Origin of the sequence: Mycobacterium sp., assembly GCF_039583805.1 — a bacterium.
Classification (GTDB): Bacteria; Actinomycetota; Actinomycetes; order Mycobacteriales; family Mycobacteriaceae; genus Mycobacterium.
The window spans coordinates 1-16,728 of the sequence record NZ_JAVKSH010000084.1 but is presented as its reverse complement, the minus strand read 5'-3'; the positions used below and the strand labels follow the sequence as shown (position 1 = coordinate 16,728).

The 16,728-nt window shown below is 70.3% G+C and carries 19 protein-coding genes and 1 pseudogene; 4 read left to right on the top strand and 16 right to left on the bottom strand.

The annotated features are described in order from the left end of the window. The 4 genes from rlmN to pyrH are packed head-to-tail and all read right to left on the bottom strand — an operon-like array spanning position 1 to position 3,346. Positions 1-1,074, bottom strand: coding sequence for a 23S rRNA (adenine(2503)-C(2))-methyltransferase RlmN (gene rlmN / locus ABDW21_RS12350; RefSeq protein ID WP_343599405.1), 1,074 nt, complete (start codon positions 1,072-1,074; stop codon positions 1-3). Next, positions 1,071-1,964 (bottom strand): phosphatidate cytidylyltransferase, encoded by an 894-nt coding sequence (locus tag ABDW21_RS12345; protein ID WP_343710494.1) that lies wholly within the window; start codon positions 1,962-1,964, stop codon positions 1,071-1,073. Before ABDW21_RS12345 ends, rlmN begins: the two co-directional genes overlap by 4 nt. A gap of 24 nt (positions 1,965-1,988) precedes the next feature. After that, the gene (frr, locus tag ABDW21_RS12340; RefSeq protein ID WP_343599408.1) at positions 1,989-2,546 is read right to left on the bottom strand and encodes a ribosome recycling factor; all 558 of its coding nucleotides are present in this window, start codon (positions 2,544-2,546) and stop codon (positions 1,989-1,991) included. Next, positions 2,543-3,346: a UMP kinase gene (gene pyrH / locus ABDW21_RS12335; protein WP_343599410.1), complete on the bottom strand. Its 804-nt coding sequence runs from the start codon at positions 3,344-3,346 to the stop codon at positions 2,543-2,545. Before pyrH ends, frr begins: the two co-directional genes overlap by 4 nt. 337 nt (positions 3,347-3,683) lie before the next feature. Here pyrH and ABDW21_RS12330 point away from each other — a divergent pair, with 337 nt between their 5' ends. Next, positions 3,684-3,926: a CsbD family protein gene (locus ABDW21_RS12330; RefSeq protein WP_343599445.1), complete on the top strand. Its 243-nt coding sequence runs from the start codon at positions 3,684-3,686 to the stop codon at positions 3,924-3,926. A gap of 199 nt (positions 3,927-4,125) precedes the next feature. Here ABDW21_RS12330 and ABDW21_RS12325 read toward each other — a convergent pair whose 3' ends face one another. Together ABDW21_RS12325 and ABDW21_RS12320 are read right to left on the bottom strand one after the other, a co-directional pair. Next, positions 4,126-4,527: a J domain-containing protein gene (locus tag ABDW21_RS12325; RefSeq protein ID WP_343599412.1), complete on the bottom strand. Its 402-nt coding sequence runs from the start codon at positions 4,525-4,527 to the stop codon at positions 4,126-4,128. A gap of 156 nt (positions 4,528-4,683) precedes the next feature. Next, complete coding sequence (locus ABDW21_RS12320) at positions 4,684-5,106, bottom strand: HSP20 family small heat-shock protein (protein ID WP_343599414.1); 423 nt, start codon at positions 5,104-5,106, stop codon at positions 4,684-4,686. A gap of 110 nt (positions 5,107-5,216) precedes the next feature. Here ABDW21_RS12320 and ABDW21_RS12315 point away from each other — a divergent pair, with 110 nt between their 5' ends. Continuing rightward, positions 5,217-5,621 carry a helix-turn-helix transcriptional regulator gene (locus ABDW21_RS12315; protein WP_343599416.1) on the top strand — a complete coding sequence of 135 codons (405 nt, stop codon included), beginning with the start codon at positions 5,217-5,219 and terminating at the stop codon, positions 5,619-5,621. 9 nt (positions 5,622-5,630) lie between these two features. Here ABDW21_RS12315 and ABDW21_RS12310 read toward each other — a convergent pair whose 3' ends face one another. Continuing rightward, positions 5,631-5,885, bottom strand: coding sequence for a hypothetical protein (locus ABDW21_RS12310; protein ID WP_343599417.1), 255 nt, complete (start codon positions 5,883-5,885; stop codon positions 5,631-5,633). Between the two features lie 382 nt (positions 5,886-6,267). Continuing rightward, positions 6,268-6,957, bottom strand: coding sequence for a class I SAM-dependent methyltransferase (locus ABDW21_RS12305; RefSeq protein ID WP_343599418.1), 690 nt, complete (start codon positions 6,955-6,957; stop codon positions 6,268-6,270). 45 nt (positions 6,958-7,002) lie between these two features. On the opposite strand from ABDW21_RS12305, the gene ABDW21_RS12300 reads away from it, so the two are divergent. Continuing rightward, entirely contained in the window at positions 7,003-7,422 is a 420-nt protein-coding gene (locus ABDW21_RS12300; RefSeq protein ID WP_343710493.1) for a MarR family transcriptional regulator, read from the top strand. Here ABDW21_RS12300 and ABDW21_RS12295 read toward each other — a convergent pair. Genes ABDW21_RS12295 through rpsB form a run of 3 tightly spaced genes read right to left on the bottom strand, consistent with a single transcriptional unit; the run spans position 7,419 to position 10,488 of the window. Next, positions 7,419-8,834 (bottom strand): amidase, encoded by a 1,416-nt coding sequence (locus tag ABDW21_RS12295; RefSeq protein WP_343599422.1) that lies wholly within the window; start codon positions 8,832-8,834, stop codon positions 7,419-7,421. The two genes, ABDW21_RS12300 and ABDW21_RS12295, sit on opposite strands and share 4 nt — an antisense overlap. 9 nt (positions 8,835-8,843) lie before the next feature. Beyond that, positions 8,844-9,674 (bottom strand): translation elongation factor Ts, encoded by an 831-nt coding sequence (gene tsf, locus ABDW21_RS12290; RefSeq protein ID WP_343599424.1) that lies wholly within the window; start codon positions 9,672-9,674, stop codon positions 8,844-8,846. Position 9,675: 1 nt separating this feature from the next. Continuing rightward, the gene (gene rpsB, locus ABDW21_RS12285; RefSeq protein ID WP_343599426.1) at positions 9,676-10,488 is read right to left on the bottom strand and encodes a 30S ribosomal protein S2; all 813 of its coding nucleotides are present in this window, start codon (positions 10,486-10,488) and stop codon (positions 9,676-9,678) included. Positions 10,489-10,712: 224 nt separating this feature from the next. Here rpsB and ABDW21_RS12280 point away from each other — a divergent pair. Beyond that, positions 10,713-11,198: pseudogene (locus tag ABDW21_RS12280) on the top strand (M23 family metallopeptidase); the annotation flags it as partial. 181 nt (positions 11,199-11,379) lie between these two features. Here ABDW21_RS12280 and ABDW21_RS12275 read toward each other — a convergent pair. From ABDW21_RS12275 to ABDW21_RS12255, 5 genes are all read right to left on the bottom strand, one after another. Beyond that, positions 11,380-12,282: a tyrosine recombinase XerC gene (locus ABDW21_RS12275; RefSeq protein WP_343710495.1), complete on the bottom strand. Its 903-nt coding sequence runs from the start codon at positions 12,280-12,282 to the stop codon at positions 11,380-11,382. 44 nt (positions 12,283-12,326) lie between these two features. Beyond that, positions 12,327-13,487, bottom strand: coding sequence for an alpha-hydroxy-acid oxidizing protein (locus ABDW21_RS12270; protein ID WP_343599428.1), 1,161 nt, complete (start codon positions 13,485-13,487; stop codon positions 12,327-12,329). Between the two features lie 84 nt (positions 13,488-13,571). Continuing rightward, on the bottom strand, positions 13,572-14,708 hold the full coding sequence (dprA, locus tag ABDW21_RS12265; RefSeq protein ID WP_343599430.1) for a DNA-processing protein DprA: 1,137 nt from the start codon (positions 14,706-14,708) through the stop codon (positions 13,572-13,574). After that, positions 14,705-16,216 carry a YifB family Mg chelatase-like AAA ATPase gene (locus tag ABDW21_RS12260; RefSeq protein ID WP_343599432.1) on the bottom strand — a complete coding sequence of 504 codons (1,512 nt, stop codon included), beginning with the start codon at positions 16,214-16,216 and terminating at the stop codon, positions 14,705-14,707. Before ABDW21_RS12260 ends, dprA begins: the two co-directional genes overlap by 4 nt. Then, positions 16,216-16,584 carry a YraN family protein gene (locus tag ABDW21_RS12255; RefSeq protein WP_343599434.1) on the bottom strand — a complete coding sequence of 123 codons (369 nt, stop codon included), beginning with the start codon at positions 16,582-16,584 and terminating at the stop codon, positions 16,216-16,218. Before ABDW21_RS12255 ends, ABDW21_RS12260 begins: the two co-directional genes overlap by 1 nt. Positions 16,585-16,728: the final 144 nt, after the last annotated feature.

Below are 16,728 nucleotides of genomic sequence, written 5' to 3'. Positions count from 1 at the left end.
CTAACCGCCGGCGGCCAACTGTCCGCACGCGGCGGCGATCTCACGGCCTCGGGTGTCGCGCACCGTGCAGGACACCCCGGCGGCGCGGACGCGCCGGACGAATTCACGCTGCACGGGTTTGTCGCTGGCGTCCCAGCGGCTGCCCGGCGTGGGGTTCAGCGGGATGACGTTCACATGCGCCAGCGGGCCGAGTGCGCAGCGCAACCGCGCACCCACAAGGTCGGCCCGCCACGCCTGGTCGTTGACATCCCGGATCAACGCGTATTCGACCGAAACCCGCCGGCCCGTCGCGTCGGCGTAGTAGCGCGCCGCATCCAGAGCGTCGGCAACCTTCCACCGGTGGTTGACCGGTACCAGGGTGTCGCGCAGCTCGTCGTCGGGGGCGTGCAGCGACAGCGCCAGCGTCACACCGAGCTGCTCGTCGGCGAGTGTTCGGATGGCCGGCACCAATCCCACCGTCGACACCGTCACCGAGCGCGCCGAGATCCCGAAGCCGGCGGGCGAGGTGATGCGACGCACCGCGGCCACCACCCTGGCGTAGTTGGCCAGCGGCTCCCCCATGCCCATGAAGACCACGTTCGACAACCGGTCGCCGAAGTCGTCGCGCAGTGTCGCGGCAGCGGCCCGGACCTGTTCGAGGATCTCCGCGGTCGACAGGTTGCGGGTCAGCCCGGCCCGGCCGGTCGCGCAGAACGGACACCCCATGCCGCAGCCCGCCTGCGACGAGACGCACACCGTGTTGCGTCGCGGGTAACGCATCAGCACCGACTCGACGCCGCTGTGGTCGACGGCCCGCCACAGCGTCTTGCGGGTCTCGCCGGCATCGCAGGCCATCGACCGCGCGGCGGTGAGCAACTCGGGGAAGAGTTCCCGCGCGATCCGGTCTCGCACGCCGGCCGGCAGGTCGGTCATCTGGTGCGGGTCGGCGATCAGCCGGCCGTAGTACTGGCGGGTGAGCTGTGCGGCCCGGAACGCCGGCAGGCCCAGTTCGGCGACGGCCGCCGCGCGGCCCGCCTCGTCCAAGTCGGCCCAGTGCCGTGGCGGTCGGTGCGGCGCCGACCCGGGCGATGTCACGGGACCAGCGCCAACACGGCCCAGGCCGCCACCGCCGACGGCAGGAACCCGTCGAACCGGTCGAGGACCCCGCCGTGCCCGGGCAGCAAGCTGCCCATGTCCTTGATACCGAGGTCCCGCTTGACCTGGGACTCCACCAGGTCGCCGAGGGTGGCGGTGCCGACCAGGGTCAGGCCCAGCAACACGCCGATCCAGACCGGCTTGCCGACCAGATAGGTCACGCTCAGGGTGGTCGCGGTCAACCCGAACACCAGCGAACCGGCCAACCCCTCCCACGACTTGCGCGGGCTGATCGCCGGAACCATCGGATGCCTGCCGAAGAGCACACCCGCGGCGTAGCCGCCCACGTCGGAGCTGACCACGCCGACCGCCAGGCAGAACACCCGGCCGGCGCCGTCGTGCGGGTAGACCAGCAGGGCGGCGAACGACGCGAACAACGGGACCCAGGCGGCCAGGAAAATCGTCGCCGACACGTCGCGCAGATAGTTCGCCGGAGCGGCGTCCGGGACCGGGGCGGCGCTGCGCCCGTGGCGGGTCAGCAGCCGCCACATCATGCAGACCATGACGGTGACACCGAACCCGGCCAGGGCGCCGCGCGCGCCGAAGGGCCACGTCAGCCACAGCAAGACCTGGCCACCGATGACCAGCGGGATGATCGGGACCACGTAGCCGGCCGTGCGCAGGCGCCGCGCCACTTCCAGGGTGCCCAGCAGGACGCCCGCGGCAAGAAGGCCCACGAACGCGTATCGCGCGTAGAGCAGGCACGCGATGACGCCGCCGGCCAGCACGACCCCGACGATGATCGCCACCGGCAAGTTCCGCCCGGCCCGCGACGCCGGCTGCGCCGACCCGTCGACCCGGGTGCCTGCGCCAGTTTCGGTGTCTGCCACGGACGTGTCGTTGCTGAGCGGCCGCTAGACCTCCAGCAGCTCGCCTTCTTTGTGCTTGACCAGCTCGTCGATCTGGGTGACGTACTGGTGGGTGGTCTTGTCGAGCTCCTTTTCGGCCCGGCCGACCTCGTCCTCACCGGCCTCGCCGTCTTTGCGGATGCGGTGCAGCTCCTCCATGGCTTTGCGACGGATGTTGCGCACCGAGACCCGGGCCTCCTCACCCTTGTGCCGCGCCTGCTTGACCAGTTCTCGACGGCGTTCCTCGGTCAGCGCAGGCACCGCCACCCGGATCAGCGTGCCGTCGTTGGTCGGGTTAAGCCCCAAGTCGGAGTTGCGGATGGCTGTCTCGATGGCATGCAACTGGTTGGCCTCGTAGGGCTTGATGACGACCAGCCGGGCCTCTGGGACGTTGATGCTGGACAGCTGGGTGATCGCAGTGGCGGTGCCGTAGTAGTCGATGACGATGCGGGAGAACATGCCCGGATTGGCCCGACCGGTCCGGATCGTCGACAGATCGTCACGGGCCACCGACACGGCCTTTTCCATCTTTTCTTCGGCGTCGAAGAGCGCCTCGTCGATCATGACATCCTCCCGTCGCTGACCAGCGTGCCGATCCTCTCACCCGCGACCGCGCGGGCGATGTTGCCGTCGGTCAGGAGATTGAACACCAGGATCGGCATGCCGTTGTCCATACACAGGCTGAACGCGGTGGCGTCGGCCACCCGCAGCCCGCGGTCGATCACTTCACGGTGGCTGACCGCGGTGAGCAGCTCCGCCGCCGGATTCTCGCGCGGGTCCTCGGTGAACACCCCGTCGACGGCCTTGGCCATCAGCACCACCTCGGCGCCGATCTCCAGCGCGCGCTGAGCGGCGGTGGTGTCGGTGGAGAAATACGGCAGCCCCATGCCGGCGCCGAAGATGACCACCCGCCCCTTCTCCAGGTGACGGCGTGCCCGCAGCGGAATGTACGGCTCGGCGACCTGCCCCATCGTGATCGCGGTCTGGACCCGGGTGGCGATGCCTTCCTTTTCTAAGAAGTCTTGCAGCGCAAGGCTGTTCATGACGGTTCCGAGCATCCCCATGTAGTCCGAGCGGGTGCGCTCCATGCCGCGCTGCTGCAGCTGCGCGCCGCGGAAGAAGTTGCCGCCGCCGATCACCACGGCAACCTGCACACCGGCGCGGACCACCTCGGCGATCTGACGGGCGACCTGCGCCACCACGTCAGGGTCCAACCCGACCTGTCCCCCGCCGAACATCTCGCCGCCCAGCTTGAGCAATACCCGGTGGTAGTGGGGCCGACTGGCCGGCTCGCCGTCGTGACATCCGTTGTCCTGGGCAAATTGCTCGACACCGCTGGTGCTCGTCGGCCCCGGCTCTGTCATCAGACTCCTCGGTCGGGCCATCCCGGCGCCCCCCGAGACGGCGGCTTTCATCCTGCCTCATGGACACCACCCAGCGTGCCCACGGGGCCAGGTTGATGTTCGGCGTTTGGACAGATACTCCCACGATGTGTCGACGTCGTTCCAATTCTCGATGCCGCCGCGGTCGGGACCAAACAACGCCGCCACGAAGCTGAGGTTTGAGCATCGCGCGCCGGGGGAATGCGCGCTCTCGCGGCGGGGACAAGCGGAAGTGGGAGATGACTAATACGCCTTCGCGCTGCGCCGCGAAACGGTCGAAACCACCGGCCGGCGGGACTCGAGCGAACTAGGAGGACTGATGGCGGATGACAACACGAGTGGGCCTGCTGAAGGCGTGAAGGGCGTCGTGGAAGGCGTCAAGGGTAAGGCCAAGGAGGTCGCCGGCACCGTGCTCGGCCAAGACGAGCTCGTCCGGGAGGGCCAGGCCCAGCAGGACAAGGCCGAAGCCCAGCGCGAGACGGCGAAGAAAGAGGCCGAAGCCGACGCGGCCCGCGTCAGAGCGGCGGTATCCGAAAAGCGGGAGCAATCCCACCAGCAGTAGCGTGACACCGAAGGTAGGCCCGGTCCGCCGGACCGGGCCTTCCTGTCTGCCCGGGCATGCATCGCATGGTGCACACACCGTGGCCGTGGTTGCGGCGGTGGCCGCCGATGCCCTCAGTCGAAATCCCCGCGCAGTCTGTTCGCTGGTCCTGGCAGCTCGGCAGCGTCACGCCGGGGACGTGGACCGGCGCGAGTCGCGGTCAGCGATGCCAGCGGACCGGTCCGGCCCGTAGCGGAGGCTCCCGGCCGGATGTTTCGCTGCGGGTGACGGGCACCCGGGTGGGCCCGCTGGTGCGAACGGGGTGCACGCGGTCGTAGGCGGCCCGCCGGGCCGGGTCGCGCAGCAGTGCGTACGCCGCAAGGATCTGCCGTAACCGCTCGTCGGCACCCGAACTGGCGTCAGTCCCCTGCCGGTCAGTCCCCTGCCGGTCAGGGTTGGGCCGGTCAGGGTTGGGCCGGTCAGGGTTGGGCCGGTCAGGGTTGGGCCGGTCAGGGTGGGCGCGGTCCGGGTGATAGTCGCGCAGGTGGCAGCGGTACGCGTGGGTGATTTCGGCCTGAGTGGCGTCGAACGACACACCCAGCACCGTGTAGGGGTCGATCATCGTGGGCCACTTCCCGTTGCGTCCGAGGGACGGTAGCGCATCCGGGGTGGGCGCACAGCGAGCCGTCGTGCTCGCCCACCCCGGCGCCACCAAACCGGTTGCGACGCTGGACGCATCACCTCCTTGACCGGCGACCACATCCTGCCGGCGGAGCCGTCAGGCGTTGATCGCTGTCTGGTGCCCGTCGTGGCTGATCTCGATGCGGCGCGGCTTGGCCTTCTCGGCGACCGGAATCGAGAGCCGCAGGACGCCGTCCTGGTAACCGGCCTCGATCCTGTCGGTGTCGAGGTTCTCACCCAGGAACAGCTGCCGGCTGAACACCCCACGCGGCCGCTCCGCCGAGACCATCTCACGGTTCTGGTCGAGGTCGGCACGTTCGGCGCGCACCGTCAGCACATTGCGCTCGACGTCCAGATCGAGCGAATCCGGCTTCACGCCGGGCAGGTCGAACTCGACGATGAACTGGTCGCCCTCGCGCCAGGCGTCCATCGGCATCACCGCCGGCCGTGCCGCCGTGCCGAGCACCTGCTGGGTCCACCGGTCCAGCTCACGGAATGGATCCGTGCGCATCAGCACCATCTTCTGCCTCCTTTGCTGCAGTTAATCTATGTCAGATGACATAGCTTTGTGATAGCACAGAGTATATTGTTGTGCAAGTACTACCCAGAATTTCTCCCAGGGAGGAACCGGTGTCCGACGAGTCCGCGTCGCGGTCCGCCCGTGGCCTCTACGGCATCTCGGTGACCTCCGAGCTGTCCGGTATCGGGCCGCAGACGTTGCGTCTCTACGAGCGCCGCGGATTGCTCACACCGTCACGCACGGAGGGCGGCACCCGCCGGTACAGCGACGACGACGTCGAGCGCCTCAAGCGGATCAGCGAACTCGTCGACCAGGGCGTCAACCTGGCCGGGATCGCCCACATCCTGGAGCTGGAGACCCGGAACAGTCGGCTGGAATCCGACTACACCCGACTGGTGCTCCGCAACGCCGCGCTCGGGGCCCGGCGGAAGCCGCGCGCCGCACCTGCGGCGGGCGCCGACGCCGACGACGACGGCCGGACGCCAGCGGACGACCCTGCTCGCCGTGGCGGGTGAGACCGCGTCTCAGCAGCGGGTCAGCCAGCGTGGCACCACACGCGGCGGCGCCGTCGGGCGCCCCGAGCCGGCCGACGCACCCTCCGCGGCGGCAGACCCCGCAACCGCGGCATCCCTGCCGCCGACGACGAGGTCCACCATCTCGTCGAGCGCCTCCTGCGGAGTGGCTCCCAGCGCCGTCAAGATCGGCCGCTCGACACAGCGGACCGCGTACTTCTGGTGCCTGGCAGACCAGACCACACGATAGGTGTACCGACCGGCCATCACGTGCACTCCTTTATCGGGGCGAGAGATACGTCCAGGGTTACTAGCGAGCGCCAACGCCGCGACATCTCGCCCATTCCGGCGCGGCCACGCCGAGCCGCACAAGACAGGCCCACCTTGTCGATGGGGGCGGGGTCGATGGGGGCGCGGCAGCTAAAGCGAATCGCTGGTCTGACTCCTCCACTCTACGGTACCGGGAGGGGATTCGAGGGCCCGTCGCCGTTGCCGCGACACGCCGCCGATGTGAGCGATCACACACGGGAGCTCGGATCCCCTGGGCGTTCAGTGACCAGACCCGTAAACGCACCCGAAAGTGCTTGTCGGGGAGAGCTTTTCCGCAGCGCCGCAGCGCCGCAGCGTCGGGGCGAACCCGCGGTGAACCTCAGCCGAGATGCGCCGACAGCAGCCAGGCAGGCATCGATCTGCGCCCGTTGCCCTCGTCGCGCATCTGCGACACCGGGAACTCGGCGGGAAGGTCGCCAGGGAAATTGGCGTGGATTCTGGCCGGCCGGATCTCGTCGACCACCCAGTACTTCGACACCACTGCGTGCAGCTCGTCGTCGGTGACCGGGTGGGCCGGGCCTTCGGGCATCCCGCCGCGGGCGAACACCAACACGAAATACGACGCCCCCCTCGCGGCGGCGCGGACTATGGACTGCTGGTATTTCTCACGCAGTTCGACCGGCATCGAATGGAACAACGTGGAGTCGACGATCGTGCCGAACCGGCCTTCGGAACCGGTCGGATAGCTGGTGAAGTCCGTGATGTCGGCGACGGCGAACGATGCGTTGTTCAGGCCCCGCCGGGCGGCCTCGGCCCTGGCCAAGTCGATCGCGGTCGGCGAGGCGTCCAACCCGAGGGTGTTGTGCCCCAGCGCCGCCAGGTGCAGCGACACCGCCGCCTCGCCGCAGCCGGCGTCGAGCACGTCACCGTGGACCTTGCCCGCCTCGATCAGCGCCGCGAGCTCCGGTTGCGGCTCTCCGATGCTCCACGGCGGCCGGGCACCCGGCCCGAACTCTGCGGCCTGGCCGCGGTAGGCCGGATCGAAATCGAACCGCTGCACGTCAGTCATGTCTGATGTATATCAATGTGGCTGATATATGTCAAGATAACTGACATGGCTGGGATCGACGACGCGCCGCTGGGTTACCTGCTCTACCGGGTGGGCGCCGCACTGCGGCCGGAAATGTCCGCGGCGTTGAGCCCACTCGCCTTGACCCTGCCCGAATTCGTGTGCATGCGAGTGCTTTCCATGAATCCTGGACTGTCCAATGCTCAATTGTCGCGCCACACCAACGTGACACCGCAGGCGATGAACGCAGTGTTGCACAGGCTGGAAAACTCCGGTGCGGTGGCTCGTCCGGAATCTGCGGTGTCGGGACGCGCGCTGCCGGCCACGCTGACCGGTGCGGGCCGCAGCCTACTGAAGCGGGCCGAGGCCGCCGTGCGCGAAGCCGATGCCCGCATCCTCGCCACGTTGTCGCCTGCCGAGCAGCGCGATTTGCGGCGAATGCTCGACGCGGTGGGATCTGATTAGCGCGCGCCGGCCTGGATGCGGGCCCAGGGCCGCGCTTCTTCGAGCTCGTAGGCGAGCTCAAGCAAGCGTGCTTCCCGCCCGCGCGCCGCGCTGAACATCATGCCCTGCGGTAACCCGGCCGCGGTGTGGGCCAGCGGCAGCGAGATCGCCGGATCGCCGGTCGCGTTCTGCGGCGGCGTGAACGCCACCCAGTCCATCAGCCGGTCGATGATCTGCTGGTAATCCGCGGTCGGGTCCAGGTAGCCGACGCGGGGAGTCTGGTGGGCCAGCGTCGGGGTCAGCAGCACGTCGTAGCTGCGAAAGAACCGTGCGCTGAGCCGACCTGAGCCGGCCAGTCGGGCGATGGCCAGCGGCAGCCTGTGCACGCGGCGGCCGGCGTAGCGGTCCAGTCCCAGCGTCAGGTTGTCCAGCTTGGTGCGGTCGAATGACGGACCGAACATCCGCCGCCCCCCGCGCACCAGCGCTGTGGCGAGGAACGCCCAGTACAGCAGGAAGTCGTCCGCGAACGAGGCCGGCAACGGCGGGGTGTCGATGTGCGCCACCCGGTGGCCCAGCTCGTCCAGCAGCGCCGCGGTCTTCAACGTCAGCTCCCGCACCTCGGGGTCGGCCTCCCGGCCGATCGACCGGGTGATGACGGCGATCTTCAGCCGCCTTTTGCCGGGGCCGCTGACATCGCCGACGGGCGGCAACTTGCGGTTGCGCCAGGCGCGTTCGGCCTCCCGGTAGAAGGCGGCGGCGTCGCGGACCGAGCGGGTCAGCACGCCGTTGTAGACGATCCGCAGCGGCATCCGGCGGAAATCCTTGTCCAGCGGCAGCCGGCCGCGGGACGGTTTGAGACCCACCAGCCCGTTGCAGGAGGCCGGGATGCGGATGGACCCGCCGCCGTCGTTGGCGTGCGCGATCGGCACCACACCCGCGGCCACGAACGCCGCCGATCCCGCCGACGACGCGGCGGCGGTGTGGTCGGTGTTCCACGGATTGCGCACCGGGCCCAGCCGGGGATGCTCGGCGACGGCACTGAACCCGAACTCGCTCAACTGGGTCTTCCCCAGCGGGTTGAGCCCGGTGGACAGATACAGCCGGGCGAAGTCGCCGTCGGCGGCAGCCGGCTGCGGATCCCAGGCGTCGGTGCCCCGCATCGTCGGCATCCCGGCCGCCTCGACGTTGTCCTTGATGAACGTCGGCACGCCGCTGAAAAAGCCGTCCCGGGCCGGCGCCGACGCGTCGGCGCGCGCACGGTCGAACGCCTGATAGGCCAGACCGTTCAGGTGCTCGTTGACGGCTCCGGTGCGGGCGATGGCGGCCTCGACGACCTCGGCCCGGCCGATCCGACCGGACTTGAGGGCGTCGGCCACGCCGACCGCGTCGAGCTCACCCAGAGCGTCGTCGCCGAACGCGTGCACGTATCGCATGGCTCGACGTTACTGCTGGCCCACCTCGAAGCGGACGAAGCGGGTCACCGTGACGCCGGCCTCGTCGAGCAGCGCCTTGACGGTCTTTTTGCTGTCGGACACCGACGGCTGCTCGAGCAGCACGGTGTCCTTGAAGAAGCCGTTCAGCCGGCCCTCCACGATCTTGGGCAGCGCCTGCTCGGGCTTGCCCTCGGCCTTGGCGGTCTCCTCGGCGATGCGCCGTTCACCGGCCACCACGTCGGCGGGCACGTCGTCGCGGCTCAGGTAGCGCGCCCTGAGTGCAGCGATCTGCAGGGCGACCCCGTGCGCCGCCTCCGCGCTGGTGTCCGGGTCGCGGCCCGGGACGTATTCGACCAGCACGCCGACGGCCGGCGGCAGGTCAGCCGAGCGCTTGTGCAGGTAGGTCTCGACGGTGCCGTCGAAGAACGCCACCCGGCGCAGTTGCAGCTTCTCGCCGATCTTGGCCGACAGCTCGGCGATCACCTGCTCGACGGTTTTGCCGCCCGCGTCGGCCGCACCGAGCGTGTCGGTGTCGGCGGCCTGCGACGACGCGGCCACGGCGACGACCTGTTCGGCCAGGGCCTGAAATTCCGCGTTCTTGGCGACGAAGTCGGTCTCGCAGTTCAGCTCGATCAGCGCGCCGTCCCGGGCTGCGACCAGGCCCTCGGCGGTGGCCCGCGCGGCCCGCTTGCCGACGTCCTTGGCGCCCTTGATGCGCAAGGCCTCCACGGCCTTGTCGAAATCGCCGTCGCTGTCGGCCAACGCGTTCTTGCAGTCCAGCATGCCGGCGCCGGTCAGCTCACGCAGTCGCTTGACGTCGGCGGCGGTGTAGTTCGCCATATCAGCCTTCCGTGGTGGTGTCGGCGGCGGTGACCGCGGGCGTTGCCGAAGCCAGAAGTTCCTGCTCCCACTCGGCCAGCGGCTCGGCCGCGCCGGCCTCGGGCTTGTCCTCGTCGCGACCCAGGCCGGCGCGGGCCTGTAGACCCTCGGCGACCGCCGAGGCGATCACCTTGGTCAACAGCGCCGCCGAACGGATCGCGTCGTCGTTGCCCGGGACCGGGTAGTCCACCTCGTCGGGGTCGCAGTTGGTGTCCAGGATCGCGATCACCGGGATGCCCAGCTTGCGGGCCTCACCGACGGCGATGTGCTCCTTGTTGGTGTCGACGACCCAGACCGCCGACGGCACCTTGTTCATGTCCCGGATACCGCCGAGGCTGCGCTCCAGCTTGTTCTTCTCCCGGGTCAGGCCCAGGATCTCCTTCTTGGTGCGGCCCTCGAAGCCACCGGTCTGCTCCATGGCCTCCAGCTCCTTGAGTCGCTGCAGTCGCTTGTGCACGGTGGAGAAGTTGGTGAGCATGCCACCCAGCCAGCGCTGGTTGACGTACGGCATGCCGACGCGGGTGGCTTCGGCGGCGATGGCCTCCTGGGCCTGCTTCTTAGTGCCGACGAACAGGACGCTGCCGCCGTGCGCGACGGTTTCTTTGACGAACTCGTACGCCTTGTCGATGAACTTCAGCGTCTGTTGCAGGTCGATGATGTAGATGCCGTTGCGGTCGGTGAAAATGAACCGCTTCATCTTGGGGTTCCAGCGACGGGTCTGATGCCCGAAGTGGGTGCCGCTGTCCAGCAGCTGTTTCATGGTGACTACGGCCATGCGTGTGCCCAACTCGTGTGTCGGTTGTCGCCCGGCGTCGGGTGACGCCGGGCCCTGGCGTCTGCCGGATGCCGGACCCGCCGCAACGACGGGACCGCGCGGCATCCGTTCGGCTGCAGACGCGCGAAGTCAGCCCGCTGACGCGGACCGCGAGCAGCAGTCTACATGGTGCGTTGTGCACAGGCCGACTGTCGCCGCGGCGCCCACCGGGGTGAACTGGGCGGGTGCGGCTCGTGGCGCTGACGCTGGCGGTGATGGTGGGATGCGCCGCCCCGGCGGTTGCCGACGACGCGCGGCTGGACTGGCCGCTGCGTCCCCGCCCGGCCGTCGTGCACCGCTTCGACGCGCCGTCGCCGAACTGGCATGCCGGGCACCGGGGTGTGGACCTGGCCGGCGTGCCCGGCCAGCCGGTATATGCGGCGGGCGGCGCGACCGTCGTGTTCGCCGGCATGTCAGGCGGGCGGCCGGTGGTGTCGCTGGCCCATCCGGGCGGTCTGCGCACCAGCTACCAGCCGGTGCGGGCCGCCGTGCGGGCCGGGCAGCGGGTGAGCGCCGAGACGGTGATCGGCGAACTGGTCGGCGGCCATCCCGGCTGCGGCGCCCCGGCGTGCCTGCACTGGGGCGCGATGTGGGGTCCGGCGGCCCGCGCGGACTACGTCGACCCGCTCGGTCTGCTGGCGTCCACGCCGATCCGACTGAAACCGCTGGCCGGATGAGCTGACCGCGCGAACCTCACGCGTTTCAGCTGTCCCTGGGCGAGGGATTGGTGCCTTCTCCGCTGTGATGTCGTATGCGATGTCACACCGGAGCAGCACGTCATGGTCGGCGCCTGCTGCTGATATGACTGGGCTGATATGACTGGGCTGATATGACTGGGCTGATGTGACGGGGCTAGGCCCGCGGGTGGGCCTGATCGTGCACCGCGCGCAGCCGTGCGACGGTGACATGCGTGTAGATCTGAGTGGTCGCCAGGCTCGAATGGCCCAGCAGCTCCTGGACCACGCGCAGATCGGCACCGCCTTCGAGGAGGTGGGTCGCCGCGCTATGCCGCAACCCGTGCGGCCCCATGTCGGGTGCGCCGTCGACGGCGGCGACGGTCTGATGCACGACTGTGCGGGCCTGCCGGACATCGAGCCGACGGCCCCGCGCGCCCAACAGCAGCGCCGGTCCCGACTCGGCGGTGGCCAGCGCGGGACGCCCGTCGGCCAGCCACGCCGTGAGCGCCTCGGCCGCCGGCTCGCCGAACGGCGCGGTGCGCTGTTTGTCGCCCTTGCCCAGGACGCGCACCAGTCGATGCCCGGTGTCGACGTCGTCGAGGTCCAGGCCGCACAGTTCGCTGACGCGGATGCCGGTGGCATAGAGCAGCTCGACGATCAACCGGTCCCGCAGGGCCAGCGGATCACCCTGCTGCGCACCGGATTTCGCCGCTGACATGGCGGCCATCGCCTGATCCTGGCGCAGCACTGCCGGCAGGGTGCGATGCGACCTGGGTGCCTGTAGCCGGGCACCGGGGTCGGTGTCGAGCAGGCCGCGCCGCACTGCCCAGGCGGTGAACGCCCTGACCGCGGACGTGCGTCGCGCCAGCGTGGTCCGCGCGGCGCCGGCGCCGGCCTGGTCTGCCAGCCAGGATCGCAACGCCGGCAGGCTCAGGCCCCGCAGGCCGGAGCCGGGCGCACGTCCGGCCAGAAAGTCGAACAGCGACCGCAGATCGCCCCGGTACGCGCGGCGGGTGTGCGCCGAACGACCGCAGTGCAACGCCAGAAACTCGTCGAACTCGTCGAGGATCGCGTCGATATCCAGCGGCACTCCCCCACGGTCGCAGACGCCGACCGTGCCGGTCAGCTGACGCGCCGCAGCGCCTCGGGGGTGAGATCTTTCAGCGCCGGATACCCGTCGATGGCCATGATCAGGTCGGCCTCGGCCAGCAGCGAGCGCAGCACGTGCACGATCCCGTCGGTCCCGCCGAGCGCCACGCCGTAGGCGTAGGGGCGGCCGATGCCCACCACCGTCGCGCCCAGCGCGAGCGCCTTGACGACGTCGGCGCCGCTGCGGACACCGGAGTCGAACAGCACGGGCAGCCCGCCGGCCGCGTCGACGACCGCGGGCAGACAGTCCAGGGCGGGCAGGCCGCCGTTGGCCTGCCGGCCACCGTGGTTGGAACAGTAGATGCCGTCGACACCGTGGTCTTTGGCGCGGCGTACGTCGTCGGGGTGGCAGATGCCCTTGACGATCAGCGGCAGATCGGTCAGCGACCGCAGCCACGGCAGGTCATCCCAGGTCAACGAGTGGCCTAACAGCTGCACCCAGCGCAGCACGACGGCTCGCGGGTCGGCGTCCGGCGGTTGTTGCAGGCCGGCCCGAAACACCGGATCGCTGGTGTAGTTGCTCAGACAATGCCCGCGCAGCTGCGGGAAGTTCGCCGTGGACAGGTCGCGCGGGCGCCAGCCGGGCACCCAGGTGTCGAGCGTGACGACGATGCCCTTGTAGCCGGCGGCCTCGGCGCGGTGGACCAGGCTGGCGGCCAGCTCGCGATCGTTCGGGGTGTAGAGCTGGAAGAAACCGGGGGTGTCCCCGAATTCGGCGGCGACGTCTTCGAGCGGGTCGGCTGTCAGCGTCGACACCACCATCGGGACACCGGTGCGCGCGGCGGCGCGAGCGGTGGCCAGATCGCCGTGGCCGTCCTGGGCGCAGATGCCGATGACACCGATGGGCGCCATGAACACCGGTGACGGCAGCGTCATGTCGAACAGCTGCACCGACAGGTCGCGGTCCGTGGCGCCGACGAACATCCGCGGGACGAGCCCCCAACGCTCGAAGGCGCGGCAGTTGGCCTGCTGGGTCTGCTCGTCGCCGGCTCCGCCGGCGACGTACGACCACACCGACGCCGGCATGGCCGCGGCCGCCTTGGCTTCCAGGTCGGCGAATGCCATGGGCAACGGGGGCATCACCCCGGAAAGGCCCTGCAGGTAGATCTCGAACTGGTAGTCCCCGAACGCCATGGCGTTGAGGATGCCAGCCCGGCGCTCGGCCGGCCGCGTCGGGCCCGGCCGTTACCGCGCGGATCGGCGGCACGTGGGTGCCGTTCACGTCGCCCGACGGCGCCTGGTGATGCGCCAGCGGCCGTCGTGTCGCTCGACCAGGTCGGCGACTTCCAGCATGGCCAGCGGTCCGAGCACTCGCGGCGGCGCCAGCCCGGCGGCGACGGCGATCTCGTCGACGGTGGCGGCCCCACGCCCCGGCAGCGCGTTATAGACCTGCCGCTCGGTGTCGCTCAGGCTGTCCAGGGCGGTCGCGGGCCGGGGCTGCTCCGGCGCCAATTCCCCGATATGTCCCACCAATTCGATGAGGTCGTCGGCGCGAGTCACCAGCTCCGCCCCGTCGCGCAGCAACGCGTGGCAACCCGCCGACGCCGACGAGGTGACCGGTCCGGGCACCGCACTGACCACCCGGCCCAGCGTTCGTGCCCACGCGGCGGTGTTGGCGGCGCCGCTGCGCAGACCGGCCTCGACCACCACCACCGCCCCGGCCAGCGCGGCCACCAGGCGGTTCCGGGTGAGGAACCGATGTCGAGCCGGGCGGACGCCCGGCGGGTACTCGCTGACCAGCAGACCGTGTCGGCCGATCCGATGCAGCAAGCCGGAATGTCCTGCGGGATAGAGAATGTCGAGTCCCCCCGCCAGGACCGCAATGGTGACCCCCTGCGTTGCCAGCGCCGCACGATGAGCAGCGCCGTCGATGCCGTAGGCGCCGCCGGACACCACCGCGACCCCGCGTTCGGCCAACCCGGCGGCGAGATCGGCCGCGACGCACTCGCCGTAGCTGGTGGCAGCGCGGGTCCCCACGACGGCCGCCGCCCGCTGCGCGGTCTCGTCGAGCCGTGCCGGGCCCAGCGCCCACAGCACCAACGGCACCCGGCAGTGCGGTTTTGCCGCCGCCGCGGCACCGCCGAACGCGGTGAACGCCAACACCGGCCACTCGTCGTCGCCCGGTGTGACCAACCGACCGCCCCGGCGGTCGAGCAACTCGAGGTCTGTTGCAGCGCAGTTTATTTCATGCCGTGCCTCGGTCAGTCGAGCCAGGGTGCCGTCGACCTGCCCACGCCGGATCAGTTCGGCCGCGTCCACCGGCCCGACACGGCCCACCAAGGCGGCGAGCTCGGCGCAGGGCGGCTCGACCACGCGCGACAGGTAGGCCCAGGCTCGCAGCGTCAGGTCGCTCATCGCGACGCTCCGGGCTGACGAAAGCTGAGTCCGGCCGCGACCTCGTCGAGCCCGGGCGAGGTACGCCCGCTCAGATCGGCCAGCGTCCACGCGACCCGCAGGGTGCGGTCGACGCCCCGCACCGACAGCAGCCCACGATCCAGCGCGGTGCGCAGCGGCTCCATTGCCGCGGCGCCGAGCCGGAATCGGCGCCGCAGCAGCGCTCCACTGACCTCGGCGTTGGTGCGAAATCCGTGCGGGCGCCACCGCTCGGCGGCCGCGCCCCGTGCCCCCGCCACCCTGCTGCGCACCTGCGCCGTCGACTCGGCCTCTCCCGCGGAGAACTCACCCATCCGAACCGGATGCATTTGCACCCGCAGGTCGACGCGGTCCAGCAGTGGGCCGGACAGCCGACCGAGGTAGCGGCGCTTGACGGCTCCCGCGCAGATGCAGTCGCGCGGGTCCGCGGGTGCGCAGGGACACGGATTGGCCGCCAACACCAGTTGGAAACGAGCCGGATAGCGGGCCACCCCGTCGCGTCGCGCGAGCCGAATCTCACCGTCCTCCAACGGTGTTCGCAATGCCTCCAGCGCGCTGACACCGATCTCGGCGCACTCGTCGAGGAACAGCACCCCGCGGTGCGCCCGGCTGACGGCGCCCGGCCGGGCCAGGCCCGACCCGCCGCCGACCAGCGCCGCGACGCTGGAGTTGTGATGCGGCGCCTCGAACGGCGGCCGGGTGATCAGCGGCGTGGCACCCGACAACAGGCCGGCCACCGAATGAATCGCGGTGACCTCCAGCGCCTCGCTTTCCGACAGCGGTGGCAGTAGGCCCGGAAGACGTTTGGCCAGCATCGTTTTGCCCACTCCTGGCGGTCCGGTCAGCATGAGGTGATGCGCGCCGGCGGCAGCCACCTCGACGGCGAAGCGGGCCTGGGCCTGCCCAGCCACGTCGGCCAGATCGGCGTAGGACTCAGTCGCCAGCCGCGCGTCGGTGATTCGGCCCTCCAACGCGGTCGACCCGGCCAGCCAGGCCTGCAGTTGGCCCAGGGACCGCACACCCCAGACGTCGATGCCGTCGACGAGGCTGGCTTCGGCCAGGTTCTGCACCGGCACGACGACAGCCGTCCAGCCCCCGTTCTTGGCGGCCAGCACGGCGGGCAGCACCCCGCGCACCGGCCGCACCCGGCCGTCCAGAGCCAGCTCTCCCAGCAGCACGACGCTCTCCAGCCGCCGCCACGGGGTTTTGCGCTGCGCCGAGAGCACCGCGGCGGCCAGCGCGATGTCGTAGACCGAGCCCATCTTGGGCAGCGTGGCCGGCGAGAGCGCCAGCGTCAGCCGCGCCATCGGCCAGGTATTGCCGCAGTTGGTGATCGCCGCGCGGACCCGGTCGCGCGACTCCTGCAACGCTGCGTCGGGCAGACCCACCAGGTGGACGCCCGGCAGACCCGAGGTGATGTCGGCTTCGATCTCGACGATCTCGCCGTCGAGCCCGCGGACCGCGACCGAGAACGCGCGCCCCAGCGCCATCAGCCCACCCCCCGCAGGTGACTGATCTCCGGAGTCCGGCGCCGGCCGACGCGCACCCCGATCACGTCGATGCGGATCGCCGGCCAGCACCGGTGCTGGCCGGCCAGCCACACCGCGGCCAGCCGGCGCAGCCGGCGCAGCTTCTGCTCGGTCACCGCGTAGGCCAGCCCGCCGAAGCCGTCGCCGGCCCGGGTCTTGACCTCGACGAACACCACGGTGGCGGTGACCGGGTCGACGGCGATCACATCCAGCTCTCCGTAGCGGCAACGCCAGTTGCGGGTCAGGATCTGCAGGCCCAGCCGGGTCAGATGATCGACGGCCACCTGTTCACCGAGCGCTCCCAGTTCGGCGCGCGTCAACCTGGTCATGCCAACACCTTGCGCGAGTGGGCCGACATCGCGGCCCCGCCGGCAGGTGACGACGGACAGTTATCCCCAGTTGCCGCTTAGTCCACAGCCGAATGGCCGCGCGGCACCGCCCGCACGGCCGCCCCGGCCAGTCTCGCCGTGTCC

Excerpts from the sequence above, each read along its gene's own strand:
- frr (WP_343599408.1), bottom strand. The coding sequence starts at position 2,546 with ATGATCGACGAGGCGCTCTTCGACGCCGAAGAAAAGATGGAAAAGGCC.
- pyrH (WP_343599410.1), bottom strand. The coding sequence starts at position 3,346 with ATGACAGAGCCGGGGCCGACGAGCACCAGCGGTGTCGAGCAATTTGCC.
- ABDW21_RS12330 (WP_343599445.1), top strand. The coding sequence starts at position 3,684 with ATGGCGGATGACAACACGAGTGGGCCTGCTGAAGGCGTGAAGGGCGTC.
- ABDW21_RS12325 (WP_343599412.1), bottom strand. The coding sequence starts at position 4,527 with ATGATCGACCCCTACACGGTGCTGGGTGTGTCGTTCGACGCCACTCAG.
- ABDW21_RS12320 (WP_343599414.1), bottom strand. The coding sequence starts at position 5,106 with ATGGTGCTGATGCGCACGGATCCATTCCGTGAGCTGGACCGGTGGACC.
- ABDW21_RS12310 (WP_343599417.1), bottom strand. The coding sequence starts at position 5,885 with ATGGCCGGTCGGTACACCTATCGTGTGGTCTGGTCTGCCAGGCACCAG.
- ABDW21_RS12305 (WP_343599418.1), bottom strand. The coding sequence starts at position 6,957 with ATGACTGACGTGCAGCGGTTCGATTTCGATCCGGCCTACCGCGGCCAG.
- ABDW21_RS12300 (WP_343710493.1), top strand. The coding sequence starts at position 7,003 with ATGGCTGGGATCGACGACGCGCCGCTGGGTTACCTGCTCTACCGGGTG.
- ABDW21_RS12295 (WP_343599422.1), bottom strand. The coding sequence starts at position 8,834 with ATGCGATACGTGCACGCGTTCGGCGACGACGCTCTGGGTGAGCTCGAC.
- tsf (WP_343599424.1), bottom strand. The coding sequence starts at position 9,674 with ATGGCGAACTACACCGCCGCCGACGTCAAGCGACTGCGTGAGCTGACC.
- rpsB (WP_343599426.1), bottom strand. The coding sequence starts at position 10,488 with ATGGCCGTAGTCACCATGAAACAGCTGCTGGACAGCGGCACCCACTTC.
- ABDW21_RS12270 (WP_343599428.1), bottom strand. The coding sequence starts at position 13,487 with ATGGCGTTCGGGGACTACCAGTTCGAGATCTACCTGCAGGGCCTTTCC.
- dprA (WP_343599430.1), bottom strand. The coding sequence starts at position 14,708 with ATGAGCGACCTGACGCTGCGAGCCTGGGCCTACCTGTCGCGCGTGGTC.
- ABDW21_RS12260 (WP_343599432.1), bottom strand. The coding sequence starts at position 16,216 with ATGGCGCTGGGGCGCGCGTTCTCGGTCGCGGTCCGCGGGCTCGACGGC.
- ABDW21_RS12255 (WP_343599434.1), bottom strand. The coding sequence starts at position 16,584 with ATGACCAGGTTGACGCGCGCCGAACTGGGAGCGCTCGGTGAACAGGTG.